Source organism: Methylotenera sp. (genome assembly GCF_029946165.1).
In the GTDB taxonomy this organism is placed as follows: domain Bacteria; phylum Pseudomonadota; class Gammaproteobacteria; order Burkholderiales; family Methylophilaceae; genus Methylotenera.
The window spans coordinates 173,308-192,076 of sequence record NZ_JAQSDZ010000011.1; the positions used below are offsets into that span (position 1 = coordinate 173,308).

22 protein-coding genes are annotated in these 18,769 nt (G+C 41.8%); 8 read left to right on the top strand and 14 right to left on the bottom strand.

What is annotated here, in order from left to right:
- Position 1: 1 nt before the first annotated feature.
- From PSV17_RS08375 to PSV17_RS08385, 3 genes are read right to left on the bottom strand one after another with little or no spacing between them, the layout of a single operon-like run.
- Positions 2 to 2,896: a 2Fe-2S iron-sulfur cluster-binding protein gene (locus PSV17_RS08375; RefSeq protein ID WP_300481493.1), complete on the bottom strand. Its 2,895-nt coding sequence runs from the start codon at positions 2,894 to 2,896 to the stop codon at positions 2 to 4.
- Entirely contained in the window at positions 2,893 to 3,171 is a 279-nt protein-coding gene (locus PSV17_RS08380) for a sarcosine oxidase subunit delta (protein WP_300481495.1), read from the bottom strand. The genes PSV17_RS08375 and PSV17_RS08380 overlap by 4 nt, the downstream gene beginning before the upstream one ends.
- A 40-nt stretch (positions 3,172 to 3,211) precedes the next feature.
- A complete protein-coding gene (locus PSV17_RS08385) occupies positions 3,212 to 4,453 on the bottom strand; it encodes an FAD-dependent oxidoreductase (protein WP_013148116.1) in 1,242 nt (413 codons plus the stop codon).
- 299 nt (positions 4,454 to 4,752) lie between these two features.
- On the opposite strand from PSV17_RS08385, the gene hutG reads away from it, so the two are divergent.
- Positions 4,753 to 5,583, top strand: a complete 831-nt coding sequence (gene hutG / locus PSV17_RS08390; protein ID WP_300481496.1) for an N-formylglutamate deformylase — start codon at positions 4,753 to 4,755, stop codon at positions 5,581 to 5,583.
- Here hutG and fae read toward each other — a convergent pair.
- Positions 5,580 to 6,128 carry a formaldehyde-activating enzyme gene (fae, locus tag PSV17_RS08395; protein ID WP_300481498.1) on the bottom strand — a complete coding sequence of 183 codons (549 nt, stop codon included), beginning with the start codon at positions 6,126 to 6,128 and terminating at the stop codon, positions 5,580 to 5,582. The two genes, hutG and fae, sit on opposite strands and share 4 nt — an antisense overlap.
- 212 nt (positions 6,129 to 6,340) lie before the next feature.
- Here fae and PSV17_RS08400 point away from each other — a divergent pair, with 212 nt between their 5' ends.
- Entirely contained in the window at positions 6,341 to 6,979 is a 639-nt protein-coding gene (locus PSV17_RS08400) for an XRE family transcriptional regulator (protein ID WP_300481501.1), read from the top strand.
- 15 nt (positions 6,980 to 6,994) lie between these two features.
- Positions 6,995 to 7,450, top strand: a complete 456-nt coding sequence (locus PSV17_RS08405; protein WP_300481504.1) for a GNAT family N-acetyltransferase — start codon at positions 6,995 to 6,997, stop codon at positions 7,448 to 7,450.
- 80 nt (positions 7,451 to 7,530) lie between these two features.
- Here the strand turns inward: PSV17_RS08405 and PSV17_RS08410 are convergent, their stop codons facing one another.
- The gene (locus PSV17_RS08410) at positions 7,531 to 7,884 is read right to left on the bottom strand and encodes a cupin domain-containing protein (RefSeq protein WP_300388947.1); all 354 of its coding nucleotides are present in this window, start codon (positions 7,882 to 7,884) and stop codon (positions 7,531 to 7,533) included.
- 205 nt (positions 7,885 to 8,089) lie between these two features.
- Between PSV17_RS08410 and hpnC the strand changes: the two genes are divergently transcribed.
- From hpnC to hpnE, 3 genes are read left to right on the top strand one after another with little or no spacing between them, the layout of a single operon-like run.
- On the top strand, positions 8,090 to 8,992 hold the full coding sequence (hpnC, locus tag PSV17_RS08415; RefSeq protein ID WP_300481506.1) for a squalene synthase HpnC: 903 nt from the start codon (positions 8,090 to 8,092) through the stop codon (positions 8,990 to 8,992).
- 8 nt (positions 8,993 to 9,000) lie between these two features.
- On the top strand, positions 9,001 to 9,837 hold the full coding sequence (gene hpnD / locus PSV17_RS08420) for a presqualene diphosphate synthase HpnD (protein ID WP_300481508.1): 837 nt from the start codon (positions 9,001 to 9,003) through the stop codon (positions 9,835 to 9,837).
- Complete coding sequence (gene hpnE, locus PSV17_RS08425; RefSeq protein WP_300481509.1) at positions 9,838 to 11,181, top strand: hydroxysqualene dehydroxylase HpnE; 1,344 nt, start codon at positions 9,838 to 9,840, stop codon at positions 11,179 to 11,181.
- A 25-nt stretch (positions 11,182 to 11,206) separates the two neighbouring features.
- Here the strand turns inward: hpnE and radA are convergent, their stop codons facing one another.
- The 7 genes from radA to PSV17_RS08460 form a co-directional block, all read right to left on the bottom strand.
- The gene (gene radA, locus PSV17_RS08430; RefSeq protein ID WP_300481512.1) at positions 11,207 to 12,580 is read right to left on the bottom strand and encodes a DNA repair protein RadA; all 1,374 of its coding nucleotides are present in this window, start codon (positions 12,578 to 12,580) and stop codon (positions 11,207 to 11,209) included.
- An 8-nt stretch (positions 12,581 to 12,588) separates the two neighbouring features.
- Positions 12,589 to 13,971, bottom strand: coding sequence for a replicative DNA helicase (dnaB, locus tag PSV17_RS08435; RefSeq protein WP_300481515.1), 1,383 nt, complete (start codon positions 13,969 to 13,971; stop codon positions 12,589 to 12,591).
- A 122-nt stretch (positions 13,972 to 14,093) separates the two neighbouring features.
- Positions 14,094 to 14,543, bottom strand: coding sequence for a 50S ribosomal protein L9 (rplI, locus tag PSV17_RS08440; RefSeq protein ID WP_300388938.1), 450 nt, complete (start codon positions 14,541 to 14,543; stop codon positions 14,094 to 14,096).
- Between the two features lie 12 nt (positions 14,544 to 14,555).
- Positions 14,556 to 14,786, bottom strand: coding sequence for a 30S ribosomal protein S18 (rpsR, locus tag PSV17_RS08445; protein WP_013148128.1), 231 nt, complete (start codon positions 14,784 to 14,786; stop codon positions 14,556 to 14,558).
- Between the two features lie 10 nt (positions 14,787 to 14,796).
- Positions 14,797 to 15,096: a primosomal replication protein N gene (priB, locus tag PSV17_RS08450; RefSeq protein WP_300481518.1), complete on the bottom strand. Its 300-nt coding sequence runs from the start codon at positions 15,094 to 15,096 to the stop codon at positions 14,797 to 14,799.
- A 12-nt stretch (positions 15,097 to 15,108) separates the two neighbouring features.
- On the bottom strand, positions 15,109 to 15,507 hold the full coding sequence (rpsF, locus tag PSV17_RS08455; RefSeq protein ID WP_300481520.1) for a 30S ribosomal protein S6: 399 nt from the start codon (positions 15,505 to 15,507) through the stop codon (positions 15,109 to 15,111).
- Positions 15,508 to 15,718: 211 nt separating this feature from the next.
- Complete coding sequence (locus PSV17_RS08460; protein ID WP_300481522.1) at positions 15,719 to 16,180, bottom strand: DUF2721 domain-containing protein; 462 nt, start codon at positions 16,178 to 16,180, stop codon at positions 15,719 to 15,721.
- Positions 16,181 to 16,371: 191 nt separating this feature from the next.
- Between PSV17_RS08460 and PSV17_RS08465 the strand changes: the two genes are divergently transcribed.
- Entirely contained in the window at positions 16,372 to 17,247 is an 876-nt protein-coding gene (locus PSV17_RS08465; protein ID WP_300481524.1) for an ATP-binding cassette domain-containing protein, read from the top strand.
- A gap of 85 nt (positions 17,248 to 17,332) precedes the next feature.
- On the opposite strand, the gene PSV17_RS08470 is transcribed toward PSV17_RS08465, so the two are convergent.
- Complete coding sequence (locus PSV17_RS08470) at positions 17,333 to 17,620, bottom strand: helix-turn-helix transcriptional regulator (protein ID WP_300481526.1); 288 nt, start codon at positions 17,618 to 17,620, stop codon at positions 17,333 to 17,335.
- Positions 17,604 to 17,939 carry a type II toxin-antitoxin system RelE/ParE family toxin gene (locus PSV17_RS08475; protein WP_300481529.1) on the bottom strand — a complete coding sequence of 112 codons (336 nt, stop codon included), beginning with the start codon at positions 17,937 to 17,939 and terminating at the stop codon, positions 17,604 to 17,606. The genes PSV17_RS08470 and PSV17_RS08475 overlap by 17 nt, the downstream gene beginning before the upstream one ends.
- Before the next feature lie 68 nt (positions 17,940 to 18,007).
- Here PSV17_RS08475 and PSV17_RS08480 point away from each other — a divergent pair, with 68 nt between their 5' ends.
- Positions 18,008 to 18,631: a hypothetical protein gene (locus tag PSV17_RS08480; protein WP_300481531.1), complete on the top strand. Its 624-nt coding sequence runs from the start codon at positions 18,008 to 18,010 to the stop codon at positions 18,629 to 18,631.
- The last annotated feature ends 138 nt before the right edge of the window (positions 18,632 to 18,769 follow it).

An 18,769-nucleotide genomic window follows, 5' to 3' on the forward strand; every position in this document is an offset into this window, starting at 1 on the left:
ATCATGCTCCCTTTAAAGTCTTAATAAATGGGCTTTTAACCACGGTTGCTGCTACCAACGAGCCACTATCTGCACGAATTTGAAATACACTACCTACTTCTTTTCTAGCGGGTGTCACGTAGGCAAAACCTATGCAACGATCTAAATATTTGCTGTAACTAATACTTGTTACACGGCCTAAAATATCGCGTCCATCGACTACTAAGTTGCAATCCATAGGCATTTCACCTTTGTAGTTTTCCGCCAAAACAAAAGGCACCAGTTGTTTTCTTAATGGGCGTTTAGCTAAAATTGTTAAGCTTCTTTGTCCAATGAAGTAAGGTTTATCCATTTTGATTGCCCAGTCAGCGCCAATTTCAAATGGATTAGTTAAACCATCGGTATCAACCCCTGGCATTGCGTGACCCATTTCAAGGCGTAACAGACGTTGCGTATCACTGCCAAAAGGACACAAAGCATGTTTTTTACCTGCTTCTATTAAGGCATTCCAAAGGTGTGGTATTTGTCCCATCGGTGCGTGCAACTCATAGCCATTGTCTGCCACGAAAGCCACTCTAATCATGCGTGTTTCTACGCCAGCGACTTGGCTTTCGCGCACACTGCTCATTGGGAATGACCCGTATGAAAGATCTAAGTCGGTAAGCGTTGATAGAATCTCGCGAGCAGCTGGCCCAGCAATATTGATAGCACCGAAAGCACCTGTGACATTGACCAAACCAATATTGAGTTGCCACATTTGTTGTGAGCGTTGCATTTCACGGTAAACAGCGGCTGCATTGGATGTACCAATAGAAAGATAGAACAAATCATCCGCAAGGCGGCTTGCAATACCATCGTCAATCACTACACCTGTCTCATCAAGCAACATCACATAGCGGCAAGAGCCAACCTTTTGATCTGTGTATACACCAGTGAAAAAGCGCTCTAAGAACAAAGCTGCATCAGGGCCATGAATCTCAATCTTACCGAATGAGCTACCATCAATGATGCCGGCTGTTTTGCGAACTGCGAACGCTTCTGTTTGAATGGCATCTTCTTTAGATTGACCTGCCGCAGGATAATAAGCCGCACGTTTCCATGCGCCAATATCGGTAAATACTGCGTCGTTTGCCTGATGCCAATCATGTAATGATGTCAAACGATGTGAATGGAAGCCGCGCCCACCTAAATGCCCGATTGGCGTTGGGTGGAAGAATGGTCTTGATGTTGTTGTACCAATTTTCTCAACTGGCAAACCACGGATTTTAGCTAAGATTCGAATGGCATTCATATTGGAATGCTTACCTTGGCTAGGACCCATGCCCACCGTAGTAAAACGCTTCATCAACTCAATATTGTCAAAGCCTTCTTTAGCCGCATTCACAAAGTCTTTAATTTGAATATCTTCATCAAAGTCGACAAAGTTTTTGCCTTTAGGATGAGGCACCATTGGGTAAGCATGACTTGGAGAAATGCCCACATGCTTCTCAACATCATTTTGTGGAGCTTGCCCACCTAAATGACGAATCGCATCATTGGCAGCACGTACACCATCGCGCAAACGTTGCTCAAGCTCAAAAATACCGTTCACTTTACCTGCTGCAAACATGCCATTTGGTAAACGACTAGGTACAAATTGCTCTACACCATAATCAAATTGCATACCTGTACCAGCTTGGTACAGCAAAGCCCCTGCTGGTGCCCAGCCTGCGCTCATGGCTATTCCATCACATTCAAGTGTGAATTGTTTATCAGTTAAGGCAACGCTTTGTTTTTCGTCATATGGACAAATGACTGCGCCACGAACACCAGATTTATCTGAAGAGGCAATCGCTTCATAAACGCAATGACCAATGTAGACTTTGATACCACGTTTTGCAAGTGCGGCGGCATAGACAATGCTTCCTGTTTGGCGCATATCTACCAAAGCTACAATCTTGGTGCCCGCTTGCAATAAATCTAATGCAACGCGATAACCGTAATCGTTAGCTGTCACGACGATGCCATTATTAAATGGCTTTACTGCATAGCGATACAACAAACGCTGCGCCGCAGAACCTAGCATCACGCCAGGTAAATCGTTGTATCTGAATACTGGTGGCTGCTCAAATGCCCCGCTGGCAACAATGACAGATTTAGCCCGTACCTTATTGATACCTGCTTCACTTACAATTGGAATTAGATGATCTGGATAGTAACCAGCCGCATAAGAACCACTCATTACTTTAATGTTTGGTAGACTTATTACTTTACTTATCAAGTTATCCAATCTTGACATAACGCTTGTATCACCAGCACGGTTATAGCCTAAGCTGCCGCCAAGCTGAAGGTTTTCATCTACTATCGTCACTTCAAGACCTGCTTCGGCTGCGGTACAAGCTGCAGTCAAACCAGTTGGGCCAGCACCAATCACTAACACATCACAATGTGAATGTGTTTTACGTTTTAAGATACGAGGATAGTCAAAATTGACGACACCTAAACCCGCAGCCTTACGGATGACATTTTCCCAGAATGGAAACAAACGCCGTGGCGTATGGAAAGCTTTATAGTAAAAACCAACCGGTAATAACGGTGAAATTGAATCAATATAGCTATTTTTGTCTTTTTTAACGCCGCCACTGGTATTCACCGCGGTCAATACCATGCCGTTTTTCACTTCGACAACATCAGCACGAATATTAGTATCTATACCGTCAGTGACAAGTACATTCACATCATGGTTAGCTAAGCTCAACACACCGCGAGCACGGTGATATTTAAAACTACGACCTAATACTTTTTGACCAGCAGCCCATAATGCACTGCTAATAGTATCGCCTTCAAATGCTGAAAATTCTTCACCTTCAAAAGTGAAGTTGATTTTTTTAGTTCGGTTAACCCATTCCCCGACTTGCTTGGGTGTACGAAACATCATTTACCTTCCTCCTGCGTTGTGTTGTTTTGACCAAGAAGATAAGTACGAGTCACTTTATCTGTCAGCGTATTACGCTCTGCAATAAACCAAGTACCGCTTGGTGAGTGATACCACCACTCTTTTTTGTCGCCAGGTGCGCCACTACGGTTGTGCACAAAAGCAGCCCATTGCGCATCAGTACAAGTATCTTGATCGGGCGCTTGGCGGTATTCGCCGCCAAAGACAAACTCGCTTAGCGGTCTTGTTCCATTCATTGGACAGGTGAGTAATTTCATTTCATATTCCTCTGATTATCTAATTTGCATGAATAAGCCATTAATGACCTACTGATGCTGCACCCTTTTCGCCAGTCAGTTCGTAATCTTCAAAACGTGACAAGCGGAATGAGTGAATTAAATCGGGTGCACTATCATTTGCGATAGTTTGTGCCATGGTTTTGCCACTGATAGGCGTAGCTTTGAAACCCCAAGTACCCCAACCAGCATCTAAATAAAAACCTTCAATCGGCGTTTTACCCATAATTGGTGCAAAGTCTGGCGTCATATCTGCCATACCTGCCCATTGACGGACTACTTTTACATTGGATAAGAATGGGAACATGTCTAACATATGCGAAGTCAGACCTTCTACGAAATCTAAGGTAGAGCGCGTTGAATGCACTTCGTACGGGTCTAGCGATGAACCCATCACCAACTCACCGCGAGAAGATTGGCTAACATACACATGCAGGCTACCTGAAACCAAAATGGTATCTAACCAAGGCTTCATAGGCTCCGTTACGCAAGCTTGTAATGGATGAATCACAATCGGCGTTTCAAGATCAACCATTTCAGTGATGCGTGGCGTAAAACCAGCCACTGCTGAAAGTACTTGTTTAGTCTCGATATAACCTTTATTCGTCTTAACGCCACAGACTTTGCCATTTTTAACATCAATGCCAAGCACTTCTGTGTTTTGATAAATTTCAGCACCCAAACGGTCTGCACCGCGAGCATAGCCCCAAGCCACACCATCATGACGAGCTACTGAACCAGGTGCATGAAACAAAGCTCCTAAGATTGGCGCTTGACCGCTACAGCTTAAATCTAACTGAGGGCAAGCCTTAGCAATTTCATCAGGGCCAACTACGCGGCTTTCTACGCCTACGTGCTTGTTTACTTCAGCGCGCCATCTCATCGTCCGCATGGCTGATTCAGTATGTGCAAGCGTGAAGTGACCGCGTGTTGAATAAAATAGATTTAAATCTAATTCTTCAGATAGACCTTCGTAAATCTTGACGCTGGCATCGTAAAAGTTAACGCCTTCTGGTGTGAGATAGTTTGAGCGAACGATAGTCGTGTTGCGACCTGTATTACCACCGCCAATGTAGCCTTTTTCAAGCACACATACATTAGTAATACCATGATCTTTAGCCAAGTAATACGCAGCCGCTAAACCATGACCACCGCCGCCAATAATCACTACGTCATAGGATTTTTTAGGGGTCTCGTGTGACTTAAAAAAGCGCGGTGCTGGATGCTCTTTTGATAGTGCGAATTTAAGTAATCTTAAGGGCATTTCTTAACTCCATGAAACCTAATTATTAATCTTTAAAGAAACTAAAGCCTTCGTGGCCAATCATTACGTTTCATTAACTTTTTTAATCTGTATGAAACTTTGTTGACGTATTAAGCCATATCCTAATATTGCCTGTCAATGGATAAATGAAACTTTTTTAATCATAATGAAACTTTACCTTGAGACATAGTATGATTACTATATATATTAGTAAGTTAGGTGTATTAGGAACTTAGAAGTACTACTAAAGTAGTATTAATGAATGTATAAAAGGGATGTTAGTAAAAGGAATGGTAGCGATGGATAAAACATATGATTTTTACAGCGGAAACTCTCCGCTACTTATCTCTATGCCACATGTTGGAACAGGCATACCTAAAGATATTAAGAGCAGACTTACGCCAGAAGCATTGCAATTAGCAGATGTTGATTGGCATTTACCCATCCTATATGACATGGCGAAAGACTTTGATATTTCTGTCATATCCGCAGAGTATGCACGCTACGTGATAGATCTAAACCGATCAACCGACAATACTTCACTTTATCCCGGACAGGACGTGACAGGCTTATGCCCTATTGATACCTTTGCTAAAAGTGCCATTTATTTGGAGGGTGAACAGCCAGATGAAGCTGAGGTAGAAAGTCGCATAAAACAATATTGGCAACCTTATCACCAAAAATTAGCCACAGAAATTCAAAGGCTATATGCTATTCATGGCGTGGTGATATTGTGGGATGCTCATTCGATTGCATCTCATGTACCAAGATTCTTTAGTGGGCAATTACCAGACCTAAATTTTGGTACCGTAGATTCAAGCTCTTGCGACACATCATTACAAAATGCGCTAGCAGCAACCATGCATGAATCAATTCATGCAAAAAATTATAGCCATGTATTCAATGGACGTTTTAAGGGTGGTTACATCACTAGGCATTATGGAATGCCATGTATGAACATACATGCAATACAGCTGGAAATGAGCCAATGTATTTATATGGAAGAAAATTTTCCATATAAATACGATTCAGAGCTAGCAATGAAAGTTAAGCCCTTGTTAACCGAATTACTTAAGACTTGCCTCAACTGGGCTGAGACTCAAAAACAGACTAAGAATGAAAATAATTAGAGCTTACTGTCTAAACCCATTTGATAATACTTATGAGTAATTTTGTCTTGATTATCAAGCAACCAATCAATATCAGGTTTATTGTTCATGGCTTTGTGTATTGCCATTGCAGTGGCTTTACGATGAATATCAAACAAAATTTTATGGTCTAGTTTATCGTCTTTTGTCACCATCGGATTCAACCAAACCGAAACAATAATACCCAAATCATTAGCACGCTCTTTAGGAATATCACCTGCACGAACTGCATCTAGAACACCATTAGCGATTGCTGCCTGTACAGTACCCATCAAAATATTGGTATATTTAGTTTCTTTAACAGTCACTTTACTCACCATCAATGTCACTGGTCTTACTTGAATATCTGTATTCAACAAAGCAAAAACACGTGTGTGCCCTGCAACTTGATCACCGGTCAAAGTAGCAATTGCAGTGCCTACTGGCCCATCTAATTCACCTATAATAACCTCGGGTTCTGCTGCCGTACCTGGAGGCCCGCCTGCTACCAACGCCTCACCAGTTCTCATTACAATACGTTCACTCACAATACTCTCCTAATAATTAATCTCTTTCAAATAGGCATTAAATGCATACATTAAAGAAACATAATTTTTAATTTTACATTAACTATTATTACCTGAGTGAAACTTTTTCGAATGTTTGTTATAATTTCTGCAACTTTAGTGAATAAAAGAATTTACAAGTAAGGCGAAGTCTCTTGTAGTATTCGGTCTATTAATAGCTTAGGACGCAAAAAATGGCTACAAAAAAAGAAACAGAAGATGTAAAAGTAGACGAGCGTAATAAATCGCTAGGAAGGCATTTGGGCACAACCATACGCCAACTTAGGTTAGAGCATAATCTAACGATTGCAGATGTATCAGAACGTGCAGGAATAAGTCGTGGCATGCTCAGTAAGATTGAAAATAGCCTTGCAGCGACCAGCTTAGAAACTTTAGAGCAGTTAGCCAACGCTTTAGGAGTTACCCTCTCCAAGCTATTTCAAAACTACAACCTACCGCGTGGTGCAGCACAGCTTGTTAAAAAAGGCGAAGGTATGGAAGTTGTTAGGAGAGGCACGCGAGTTGGCCATACCTATCAATTGCTAGCTTATGACCAAGGCCCACACAAAACCTTTGAACCATTTTTGATCTCCCTTGAAGACTCTTGTGAAGAGTTTCCTGCTTTTGAACATCCTGGTACTGAATTTATCCACATGCTTGAAGGCACGCTCGAGTATAGAGTAGGTAAAGATACTTTCGTACTTAACAAAGGCGACTCCCTTACTTTTCAAGGCGAAATTCCACACCGACCTGAAAACTTGATTGAAACGCCGATTAAGTTTTTAGCCATTATTCATTACGATGCACCAGACAGAGAAAATTTTGAAGAGTAAGTTAAGACTGTAATTATGGAAAATATTAACTATCAAATAGCAAGTGAGTCTGACATTGATGACTTGGTCAGCTTGTTATCAGATTTATTTACGATTGAAAAAGACTTTAACCCAGACTTATCTAAACAAAGAAAAGGGCTTGAGTTAATCGTTAAAAATCACGACACGGCGACCGTACAAGTGGCTAAGAATACTACTGGAAAAGTAGTTGGTATGGTGACTGCTCAGTTAGTCATCTCCACTGCACAAGGCGCAGCCTCGGCATGGATTGAAGACATGGTCATTCATTCCTCCTACCGCGGGCATGGAATAGGCAAAAAACTGCTTCAGCGGACATTAGATTGGGCAAAAGAGAATGGCGCAACACGTGCGCAACTTTTGGTAGATATTGAGAATAAAGAAGCGTTAGGTTATTACGAACACTTAAAGTGGGAACCTACCCAATTACAGGCACGTAGAGTTTTTCTATAAGCCATAAAGAAAATAGCATCTGCAATACTTTTGATAGCATTGCAGATGTGTTTTTTACAAAAAAATATAATGACAAAACACTATAGTGGCACGCGCTGACCGCAGAAGAAGCCAATTGCATAGTCAGGCGTTTCAAACTTAATATTACTTCCAGATGGGAAATAAAGTACATCACCCACGGTTGCAGTCACTTGTTGGCCAGTATCATCAGAAATAATAAATGTACCTTCTACAACAATTTTCATCTCTTCATAATCGTAGCTGTAATTCAGAGCGTTACCTTTCTCTAAACGAAAGAAGCCGGCACAAATTCGTTTATCCGCATCTGCAGATATAAATGTGTCGCCAAGCCAAGCAGGAACGCCAGCTACATTCATCGACGGCTGAGAATCTTTAATAGCCTGTTTTTTATATTGAAACGGTTTCGAACTCATTGCACTTCTCCTTATGGTTGATTAACTGTGTTGTATTTAATCTCAACGCCTCTAATCTCACAATTACACCTAAGAGGTACTCACTAAGAAGGATAAAAAAAGTAGCTAAATAACTTTCTTATGTCAGGCATTTAAATCTCTCAAAATCAACTTATAAAGTTCATTTCGTCATAAAAAAATATCAAGTTTATGGCATACTCACACCATGACAGACATGCATTCCCCCAACATCCATACCAATATGGGTATCGTCAATAATAGTTTGGAAATGGCAAACAGCCATTATGAAAACTTTCCAGTCGCCTCAGTATTTTTACCGCAATATTTGCGTGAGCCAATAGGCTTAATTTACAGCTTTGCTCGCCAAGCCGATGATTTTGCGGATGAAGGTGATTTAAACATTGAGCAACGTATAGATTTGCTTAACGGCTTTCGAAATGAATTAGAGTTGTTACAGGCGTATATCAAGCCAAAATCTAGCTTTTTCAATGCATTAGGTGCAATGATTAAGGCTAAAAAACTGCCTTTTGAGCCATTTTATGATTTGCTAAATGCTTTTAGCCAAGATGTGACTAAAACGCGCTATGCGGATTATGACGAAGTACTAGATTACTGCACGCGTTCAGCCAACCCGATTGGCAGATTATTGTTACATCTTTACGGTCAATCCAATCCTAATAACATCAAACTCTCAGACAACATCTGCACGGCATTGCAAATCATCAATTTCATACAAGATATTGCGATTGATTTTAAGAAAAATGACGGCAAACAACGTATTTATTTATGCCAAGATGAAATGGCGGCATTTAATATCACTGAGTCACAAATTCAAGATTTTGTAGATGGTACACAAGAGATAGATGAAAATTGGCAACAATTTATTCTCTTCAACCTACACCGAGTTAACGCCCTGCTTTACTCAGGAAAACCGCTTGGCCGCATTTTAACTGGCCGCATTGGCTTTGAGATGCGCATGATTATTGCAGGGGGCGAACGCATCATTGCCAAGATAAATAAAGTGAATGGTGATATATTTAACTTTAGACCGACCCTCAATTATGGTGATTGGTTAATCGTATTTTTTAAAGCGTTGATGAAAGTATAAAAAAGATAATGACGCCACAGCAATATTGTGAAGAAAAAACCGCTAAAAGCGGCTCAAGTTTCTACTACAGCTTTATGTTTTTGCCTAAAGACAGACGCGAGGCAATTACTGCACTTTACGCTTTCTGCCGTGAAGTAGACGACATTGCAGATGAATGCACCGACTTTATGATCGCGCAAACTAAGCTTAACTGGTGGCGTACAGAAATTGAAGGTCTGTATGACGGAAAACCACAACATCCAGTTTCTAAGGCTTTATTAAACCCCATTAAAACGTACCAGCTTGATGCAGAACACTTTATAGAAGTCATCGATGGCATGGAGATGGATTTAAAATTCAATCGCTACGAAGATTTCAAGCAATTACAGCTTTACTGTTATCGCGTTGCCAGTGTCGTTGGTCTACTCACAGCACAAATACTTGGTTTTAAAAATCGTAAAACCCTTAAATATGCACATGATTTAGGCATGGCATTTCAATTGACTAATATTATTCGTGACGTTGGTGAGGATGCACGCCGTAACCGCATTTACTTACCATTAGATGAATTAGCACAATTCAAAGTCACAGAAGACGACATTTTGCATAGCCGTGAATCAGAGGCCGTTAAAAACCTGTTAGATCACCAAATTGAACGTGCCGAGACTTATTACGACCGAGCTTTACGTGAATTACCTACCGAAGACCGTAAAAATCAGCGTGTAGGGTTGATGATGGCGGCAATCTACCGAACTTTATTGCGTGAAATTAAGGTAGATGGTGCGCAAAAAGTATTAAATTCGCGCACTTCGCTAGGTGCATTACGCAAGATTCTACTGGCCTTTAATGTTTGGTTGAAAACTTAAATGAATATATCAAATACGCATGTGGCAGTCATTGGCGGTGGATGCGCAGGTTTAAGCACTGCAATGGCTTTAATTGAAAAAGGTTTTCAAGTCACAGTGTTTGAATCTAGCTCTCAGCTTGGGGGGCGCGCACGCACGGTATTGGTAGAAAATAATAGCCTGATGCATCTTTTAGATAATGGCCAACACATCTTATTAGGTGCGTACCGCGAGACTTTAAAACTATTACAAAAAGTGGGTGTGGAAGAAGATAAAGCATTCATGCGTGTGCCTTTGCAAATCAATTTGCAAACCGCTCCGATGAAGACAATTTTTTCTTTAAAGTCCGCCAACTACTTACCAAGCCCATTAAACATATTGGTTGGTTTAATCGCCTGCAAAGGGATTAGTATTTCTGAGCTAATCTCGGCGATTAAGTTTATGCTTCATTTAAGACGAATCCGCTTCCAAATTACTGGTGATAAAGTATTAGAAGACTACCTCCTCGAACAAAATCAGCCCATAAAACTTATAGAAATGTTATGGGAACCGTTATGCTTAGCCGCACTTAACACGCCAATCGCCTTTGCTAGCACGCAAATTTTCTTGAATGTTTTAAAAGACAGTTTCTCGAACGACTCGCTAACGACACGAAAAAAGAATAGTGATTTTTTGTTACCACGCTCCGATTTATCTAAAATCATCGCAAATCCAATTGCGCACTACCTACAAGTCAATGGCGCAGATATAAAGCTTAATAGACGGATTCGCCAACTTGAAATTGACGGTGATGGCTTTAGCTTAACCACACGTGACGGCAAAGCATATTTTAGCCATGTAGTCATTGCTGCACCAGCGGCCAGATTAGATACACTTATAGAGTCTATCCCCAAGCTACAGAATGTGTACAAACAAACGCAAGAATATAGCTATCAACCCATCTACACCATTTATTTACAATATCCGCCAGAGTTCAAACTAGAAAAGGTAATGTATGGTTTGTCGGGCACATTAGGGCAATGGGTTTTTGATAGAGGGCAGCTTTGCGACCAAAAAGGTTTGCTGGCGGTGATTATAAGCGCCATAGGCAAGCATCAAAAACTCAGCCAAGATGACCTTGCATTGCGTATTGCTAAAGAGCTACATCATGTATTCCCAGATATGCCAAAACCCTTATGGCACAAAGTGATTGCTGAAAAACGAGCTACTTTTTCATGCCTGCCAAATTTAGCCAGACCAACCAATAAAACGCTACAACCTAGACTTTATTTAGCTGGGGATTATACTTATGCCGACTACCCAGCGACCATTGAAGGTGCGGTAAGAAGTGGTTTGGCTTGTGCCAATTTAATTGCGAATGACTAAAAGTCAACACGCAGACTAAATCGATTTAGCCATTTCTTAGCTGATTTAAAGCCTGTTCTAAACGTTCTACAGCAATCACTTCCAGCCCAGCGATTTTGCTTTTTGGTGCATTCGCCTTAGGGACGATTGCCTTCGTAAAACCTAATTTAGCAGCTTCTTTTAAACGCACCTGACCGCCTTGCACAGGCCGCACTTCCCCTGCCAAACCAACCTCACCAAACACTATAAGTTTGTTATCTAATGGCTTGTTTTTTAATGAAGAAACGATTGAAAGTAGCACTGCCAAATCGACTGCTGGCTCGGCAATTTTAACTCCACCCACTGCGTTTATAAACACATCTTGGTCAAAACAAGGAATGCCTGCATGACGATGTAAAACGGCTAATAACATCGCTAAACGGTTTTGTTCTAAACCAACACATAACCTTTTTGGGCTAGGCGCATGACTCTCATCTACTAACGCTTGAATTTCAATTAATAGCGGACGTGTACCCTCCATTGTCACAGTGATGCAACTACCCGCCACTTCACCTTCGTGGTGCGATAAAAACAAAGCTGATGGATTAGAAACCTCACGTAAACCATGCTCGGTCATGGCAAACACACCCAATTCATTCACTGCACCAAAGCGGTTCTTAAACGCGCGTATCAACCTGAAAGATGAGTTTTGATCGCCCTCAAAATACAACACCGTATCCACAATGTGCTCTAAGACGCGCGGCCCAGCTAAAGAGCCCTCTTTAGTTACGTGACCAACTAAGATGACGGTAATGCCTAATTGCTTAGCTAAACGAGTTAATTGTGCAGAGCATTCGCGCACCTGCGCCACAGAGCCAGGCGCTGATTGCAAGGCTTCAGAATATACGGTTTGAATAGAATCGATGACCGCGATATTGGGTTTGTGCGTTTGCAATGTCGCTAAAATCTTTTCAAGATTGATTTCGGCTAAAAGCTCGACTTCACTTGCATCAAGCCCTAAACGCTTGGCGCGCATAGCGATTTGTTGTGGAGATTCCTCACCGCTCACGTAAATGGCTTGGCTAGATTTTCCTAAATGACATAAAACCTGCAACAGTAAAGTCGATTTACCGATACCAGGGTCGCCACCTATTAATACCACCCCACCCTCTACCAAGCCACCCCCTAACACTCGGTCAAACTCACTGATACCAGTCGGCTTACGCGCGATATCTGCGGCTTTAATACTGCTAATTTTTTGCAATGTGCTACTTTGTGCTAAACCTTCAAATTTGTTGGCATAGCGATTAGTCGATGTGCTGCTTTCTTCTATGCTTTCAACTAACGTATTCCAAGCCATGCAGCTTGGGCATTGGCCTTGCCACTTAGGCTCGCTAGCGCCGCATTCTGTGCAGGTGTAAATGGTTTTTGCTTTTGCCACACTAGCCTTTAGTATTCATCAGCCATGTGGCCACTGCCAGCATAGTTTTCAAAGCGCGTATGTTGGCCCATAAATGTCAGACGAACACGTCCAATCGGGCCATTACGCTGCTTACCAATAATAATTTCAGCCGTGCCTTTATCAGGACTATCTGGGTTATATACTTCATCGCGATAGATGAATAAGATAACGTCAGCATCTTGCTCAATCGCGCCAGACTCACGCAAGTCACTCATTACAGGTCGTTTATCAGGGCGCTGTTCAACACTTCGGTTAAGCTGTGAAAGTGCCACTACAGGGCAATCGAGTTCTTTAGCTAAGGCTTTTAGTGAACGTGAAATTTCAGAAATCTCAGTCGCACGATTCTCGCCTTGCCTGCCTGCTGGCGCAGCCATCAATTGCAAGTAATCGATTACGATTAGGCCTAACTTGCCTGTTTGACGGTGCAATCTACGCGCTCTTGCACGTACGTCGAAGCTGCTTAAACCTGCGCCTTCATCAATAAAGATAGGAGCTTCATTTAACTTACCTAAAGCAGTCGTTAGCTTTTCCCAGTCTTCATCTTCAAGGTTACCATTACGCATGCGATGTTGATCTAAGCGCCCTACTGAACCAATCATACGCATCGCGAGTTGCGTGCCGCCCATCTCCATAGAGAAAACCGCGACAGGTAATTTAGTATCAAGCGCGACATTTTCTGCAATATTCAATGAGAATGCAGTTTTACCCATCGAAGGTCGACCCGCGACAATAATTAAATCGCCACCTTGCATGCCTGAAGTCATCGCATCAAGGTCGGCAAAGCCTGTAGGCACGCCAGTCACGTCTGATGGGTTATCCCTAGAGTAAAGGTAGTCAATGCGGTCGGCTACTTGTGGAAGTAGAACTTTAATATCCACGAAACCTTGGGTGCTCTTTTTACCACCTTCAGCAATCTGAAATATTTTTGCTTCAGCTTCATCTAACAACTGCTCAGCGTTACGTCCATTGGGTAAATATGCACTTTCAGCAATGCCAGAACCGACCACGACTAACTGGCGCATCACTGCGCGTTCATGAACGATTTCGGCATAACGTCTGATATTAGCTGCTGTTGGTGTGCTTTGTGCTAAAGCGCCCAGATAGGCAATTCCACCTACTCCAGAAAGCTCAGCGGTACTCTCTAATGACTCAGCAACAGTGACTATATCAGCGGGTCGATTATGCTCTACCAGCTTGGCAATATGCATAAATATGGCTTTATGATCATGCCTATAAAAGTCATTGGGCGATAATATGTCGGCGACTTTATCTAAAGCTTCATTTTCAAGCAATAAAGAGCCAATTACCGATTGCTCAGCTTCGACAGAATGTGGGGGGATTTTTAATGCATCTAATTGTTGGTCAGCCATGCAGTGATTATACTCAATATCGCCACATGCTTAGCAGACAAAGTTTAGAAAAGCGCAATAAAAAAGGCTACCGAAGTAGCCTTTTTTAATTCAAACACTTGAGGTTTTCAAGTGAATGTTAATTACGCTTCACCAACTACTGTTACTGTAATATCTACAACAACATCATGATGCAATGCAACTGTAACCACATGGTCACCGATTGTTTTCAATGGGCCATTTGGCATACGTACCAAAGCTTTAGTCACTTCAAAGCCTTGAGCAATTAAACTTTCAGCGATGTCGCCGTTAGTCACAGAACCAAACAAGCGGCCATCAACACCAGCTTTTTGAGCCACTGTCATTGTGAATGAAGCTAATTTTTCACCGCGTGCTTGCGCAGCAGCTAAGATTTCAGCCTGTTGTTTTTCTAACTCTACACGGCGAGCAGCGATTTCAGCTTTGTTAGCTTCTGTAGCGCGTTTTGCTTTACCTTGTGGAATCAAAAAGTTACGACCGTAACCATCTTTAACCTTAACGATATCACCTAAATTACCTAGGTTACCTACTTTTTCTAATAAAATAATTTGCATGGTAGCCTCCGATTATTGGTGTTTATCTGTGTATGGAAGCAAAGCCAAGAAACGAGCAAGCTTAACAGCTGTCGTTAACTGACGTTGATAACGTGCTTTAGTGCCCGTCATACGTGCTGGAATGATTTTTGCGTTTTCAGAGATGAAATCTTTCAATAGATCTACATCTTTGTAATCAACTTCTTTGATGCCTTCTGCTGAAAAACGGCAGTAACGGCGGCGTTTGTACATTTCTCTTGCCATTTGAATACTCCTAAATACTATCTATATGGTTAATGTGCATCACCAGTTGTGTGCTTTTAAGGCTGCGTTTGGCTAAAAAACCACTCGCCTGAATGTGTGAGCCTATCTCTAAGCCTTTTAATGCTGGGCTTCCTAAAAGTTGGTCACCTAATACAACCGCATTCACTTCACATTCCACCTTACGCTTCATGCCAGCTTCAACTTGCTCTGAAACATGACGCAATACAACACTTAACAACGGTATGCCTGCTGGCGTGTAACGAAGCGGCTCAATTTGCACAACTTCTGCTTGCAACACCAGTTTATTCACTTGTTTTACTAATTAAGCTGCAGAAGCCTCTGTGGCAGCTTCAGCTGGCGCGGCTACTGGAGCTGCATCACGGCTTAATACTGATCTAGATTTTTCTTCTTTCATCATTGGTGATGGTGCTGTTACAGCAGTTTTCTTAGACATTAACAAATGACGTAAAACAGCATCATTGAATTTAAAGCCATGCTCAAGCTCAGCTAAAACTTCAAGATTGCACTCAATGTTCATTAACACATAGTGTGCTTTGTGGATTTTTTGAATTGGGTAAGCAAGTTGACGGCGACCCCAGTCTTCTAAGCGGTGAACTGCACCGCCGCTAGCTGTAATAAGCGTACGGTAACGCTCAATCATCGCTGGCACTTGTTCGCTTTGGTCCGGATGGACGATAAACACTAGTTCATAATGTCTCATTAGTACTCCTTATGGATTATAGCCACCTGCAAAAATGCTTTATTTTCATAAAACATTATCAATGTGTTTAATAAAAACACATCAACAAACGGTTGAAACTGATGCAGTGTGACAAGGTTAAATTGTATTTGCCTGATAAGACTACCAAGCAAGCGCGCGATTATAGACAAAAGTGCAACGACAATCAACTAAATCAGCATATTAAGCACATTTAAGACACTATTTTATGTTTTATCTGCTGGAAAACATGTTTAGAAAGTGATATTTCACGGATAAAACAAGCCAAGCCAGAAATCAAACTCGCCATCGCGACAATAAATAGTATTGAGACCAACCAAGACGAATCCCAATTGATGGCGGATCCTAAAAATAGCAAACCAATCACCACAGCCACCAACAACAGTGTGAGCGTGCAAAGCGTGATAGACCAATGCACCCAATTAGCACGACATGACAATATATCAAGTTCTTGAAGATAGTATCCATGCCTAGCATCCTCAGCTTGCATGGTAGCAAGGATTTCGTTTAACACTCGAAATCTATCTACCACTCGCCCCAAGCGGCTAGTTAGAACACCCAATAATGCACTAACACCCATTAATAGAAACACAGGCGCAATGGCAAGCTGTATCACCTCTGAAGCCACTGTAACGCCATGAATAGAACTTAGCATAAACCACCCTTTTTATTTCAAACATCTAATATACAATTTAGTTTGCGTATGGTGCAATAAATGAAAGGCGAAAAAAGCGCTACTTCACAATATACAAGCTTATTTCTATAAAAATAGTTAACGGGTTTACTTAAAAATAGATTTAATCTGATAATCCCTATAATAGCGAGAACAAATAAAAAAGGTGTTCAATGGGTTTAATGCAAGAATTCCAGCAAGCCGATATTGCCGTTAAACGCTTAGGCGATTTAATGGACGCACCACCAGAACCCTACTCGCCCATCCCAACAAGAGCCAATACTCCCTCGCCCTTTAAGGGAGAGGGCTGGGGTGAGGGTAATAATGGCGGTGAGGGTAAAATCACCCTAGAGCAAGTAAGCTTTCGCTATTCAGATAACCACCCTTGGCTGTACCGTAATTTAAGCATCACCATCAAGCCCAATAAATGCACGGTACTCATGGGGCCAAGTGGTTGCGTTAAAAGCACACTTGCTAAACTCCTGTTGGGTTTCTATCAACCACAAGACGGCCAAATTAAATTCAAACTAAAAGCCAAGCTAGATGGTAAAGACATCCGCTACTTAAGTGCAAATGAGCTGAGAAACACTTTTGGTGTAGTACCACAAGAAACCTTATTGTTCTCAGGCAGTATTTACGACAACCTCACTTTAGCTAACCCACATGCTAGCTTTGAACAAATCATTCAAGCCTGTCAACTGGCAGGTATTCATGAAACCTTAGAGAAGCTACCAGAAGGTTACCAAACCCACATTGGCGAACATGGCACAGGCTTAAGTGGCGGGCAGAAACAACGCATGGCGATTGCACGTGCCTTACTCAGACAACCCAATATCCTGATCTTTGATGAAGCGGTCAGTAATCTGGATCAGCATACCGCAGAACAGTTTGCACAAACCATTAACCAGCTTAAAGGCAAAGTCACCATTCTATTTATTACGCATCAGATACCGAAGGGGTTGGCAGTGGATGAGGCGGTTTTGTTGGGGAAAGAAACAACGACAGAAAATCAAGCAAATGCTAATAATGATGATAAGGCAGAGACATGATTGATGCAGCTGCTCACAACGGCGGGGTAGGCAACAACATCTTAATTGCCGTCACCAATGCTCAAATTCTTGATGGCGGCAAAGGCTATACCAAATGCACCACAACCCGCTTACCTAGCGCAGTGGCATATTTACGTAAAGTATCAATACTAGGTGAATGCTTACCAGAAGCCAGCGCGCTTTCTAGCCTTGCCACTGCGGGTGCTTTTGTGCCCATGCGCTCTGCCACTTGGGCTTGCGATAAACCCGCCGCACGGCGTGCTGCCAGCATTTCATCCAAAATTGCAAATTCTTCACGGTTAAGCCGTTCATACTCATCGCGCACTGCAGGTTTTTGCAGTGCTTTTGCTTTTAACTCAGCGTGTGTCAACATGTTTAATCTCCTTCATTCTAGTTTGCGCAATATGCACATCTTGCGCAGGGGTCTTTTGCACTTTTTTAATAAAACTGTGCAACATCACAATGCGCTGCCCCACCAACGTACAATAAAACACGCGGGCAATGCCCTCTGCACTTTTAAGCCGCAACTCAAACAAACCACTGCCAAACGCCTTGGTATGCGGCAAACCAAGGTTAGCGCCATAAACTTCCATGCGGTCAGTCAATGCCAAATAGCGGCTCAGCAAGCCATCGGGCAGATTGAGTATTTCCGCTTGCAAAGCTTCATTGTAATAGATGATGACGTAACTCATAGTGCAAATAGTAACAAATATGTTATTAATAGACAAGCGGCGAATGATAACGAATGGAGGGTAGCAGCATGATGGGTCTAATGGTATTGATGTTTTTTGCGGTTTATTTGTGGGTTTCAATATTTATCACAAAAAAAGCCGCAAGCTGGGCAAAAACTAACAACAAAAAGCCATGGCTGTGGGGTGGCTTAGCTGCCTTTGTGATGTACAACCTAGTGTTTTGGGATCTGATACCGACTTTAGTGATGCACAAATACTACTGTGAAACACAGGCGGGGTTTTGGGTGTACAAAACGCCTGAGCAGTGGAAAAAGGAACATTATCAAGATTATAAACAGATGATGAATGGATTAGACCGCTCATCAATAGAGGGATACAAAGCCTATATGGAGTTTGAGAAAAAATATCTTTTAGTAGATTTAAATCTTCCAAATCAGAAAATTATTCATGCGATAAAGTTACAACACACAATAGTTTATGACACTGATGTGTCAGGTAAAAAAACTGCAATGATGGAGATTAAAAATTTTTTGCGTGGGACACCGCTATGGAATTTTAATACATTTGATGAGTTGAGACAGTCACTAGGATTAGGTTGGGGTAATCGCCAATGTGAACTTAATGGCATCAATTTAAGTAAAGAAGAGCAACTTTTTTTCAAAGAATTAGCTAATTGGGAGGATTTAAAATGACACAAACCACTAAATTGTTTGAATTGGCACAAATTGCTGAAGCTAGCTATGCAAACTTATTCGCCAATATGACATCTAGCCCGCGTAGATACCGTTAGCACTGTCAATTGACTTTCATCACAATTTTGCTTAATTTGC

What these genes read in the sequence shown, in the direction of transcription:
- PSV17_RS08480 (WP_300481531.1), top strand. Translation starts at nt 18,008, where the DNA reads ATGATGGGTCTAATGGTATTGATGTTTTTTGCGGTTTATTTGTGGGTT.
- PSV17_RS08385 (WP_013148116.1), bottom strand. Translation starts at nt 4,453, where the DNA reads ATGCCCTTAAGATTACTTAAATTCGCACTATCAAAAGAGCATCCAGCA.
- PSV17_RS08460 (WP_300481522.1), bottom strand. Translation starts at nt 16,180, where the DNA reads ATGCTAAGTTCTATTCATGGCGTTACAGTGGCTTCAGAGGTGATACAG.
- rpsF (WP_300481520.1), bottom strand. Translation starts at nt 15,507, where the DNA reads ATGAGACATTATGAACTAGTGTTTATCGTCCATCCGGACCAAAGCGAA.
- dnaB (WP_300481515.1), bottom strand. Translation starts at nt 13,971, where the DNA reads ATGGCTGACCAACAATTAGATGCATTAAAAATCCCCCCACATTCTGTC.
- PSV17_RS08465 (WP_300481524.1), top strand. Translation starts at nt 16,372, where the DNA reads ATGGGTTTAATGCAAGAATTCCAGCAAGCCGATATTGCCGTTAAACGC.
- PSV17_RS08470 (WP_300481526.1), bottom strand. Translation starts at nt 17,620, where the DNA reads ATGTTGACACACGCTGAGTTAAAAGCAAAAGCACTGCAAAAACCTGCA.
- PSV17_RS08380 (WP_300481495.1), bottom strand. Translation starts at nt 3,171, where the DNA reads ATGAAATTACTCACCTGTCCAATGAATGGAACAAGACCGCTAAGCGAG.
- hpnC (WP_300481506.1), top strand. Translation starts at nt 8,090, where the DNA reads ATGACAGACATGCATTCCCCCAACATCCATACCAATATGGGTATCGTC.
- PSV17_RS08475 (WP_300481529.1), bottom strand. Translation starts at nt 17,939, where the DNA reads ATGAGTTACGTCATCATCTATTACAATGAAGCTTTGCAAGCGGAAATA.
- rplI (WP_300388938.1), bottom strand. Translation starts at nt 14,543, where the DNA reads ATGCAAATTATTTTATTAGAAAAAGTAGGTAACCTAGGTAATTTAGGT.
- PSV17_RS08400 (WP_300481501.1), top strand. Translation starts at nt 6,341, where the DNA reads ATGGCTACAAAAAAAGAAACAGAAGATGTAAAAGTAGACGAGCGTAAT.
- hutG (WP_300481496.1), top strand. Translation starts at nt 4,753, where the DNA reads ATGGATAAAACATATGATTTTTACAGCGGAAACTCTCCGCTACTTATC.
- hpnE (WP_300481509.1), top strand. Translation starts at nt 9,838, where the DNA reads ATGAATATATCAAATACGCATGTGGCAGTCATTGGCGGTGGATGCGCA.
- PSV17_RS08405 (WP_300481504.1), top strand. Translation starts at nt 6,995, where the DNA reads ATGGAAAATATTAACTATCAAATAGCAAGTGAGTCTGACATTGATGAC.
- rpsR (WP_013148128.1), bottom strand. Translation starts at nt 14,786, where the DNA reads ATGGCAAGAGAAATGTACAAACGCCGCCGTTACTGCCGTTTTTCAGCA.
- PSV17_RS08375 (WP_300481493.1), bottom strand. Translation starts at nt 2,896, where the DNA reads ATGATGTTTCGTACACCCAAGCAAGTCGGGGAATGGGTTAACCGAACT.
- hpnD (WP_300481508.1), top strand. Translation starts at nt 9,001, where the DNA reads ATGACGCCACAGCAATATTGTGAAGAAAAAACCGCTAAAAGCGGCTCA.
- PSV17_RS08410 (WP_300388947.1), bottom strand. Translation starts at nt 7,884, where the DNA reads ATGAGTTCGAAACCGTTTCAATATAAAAAACAGGCTATTAAAGATTCT.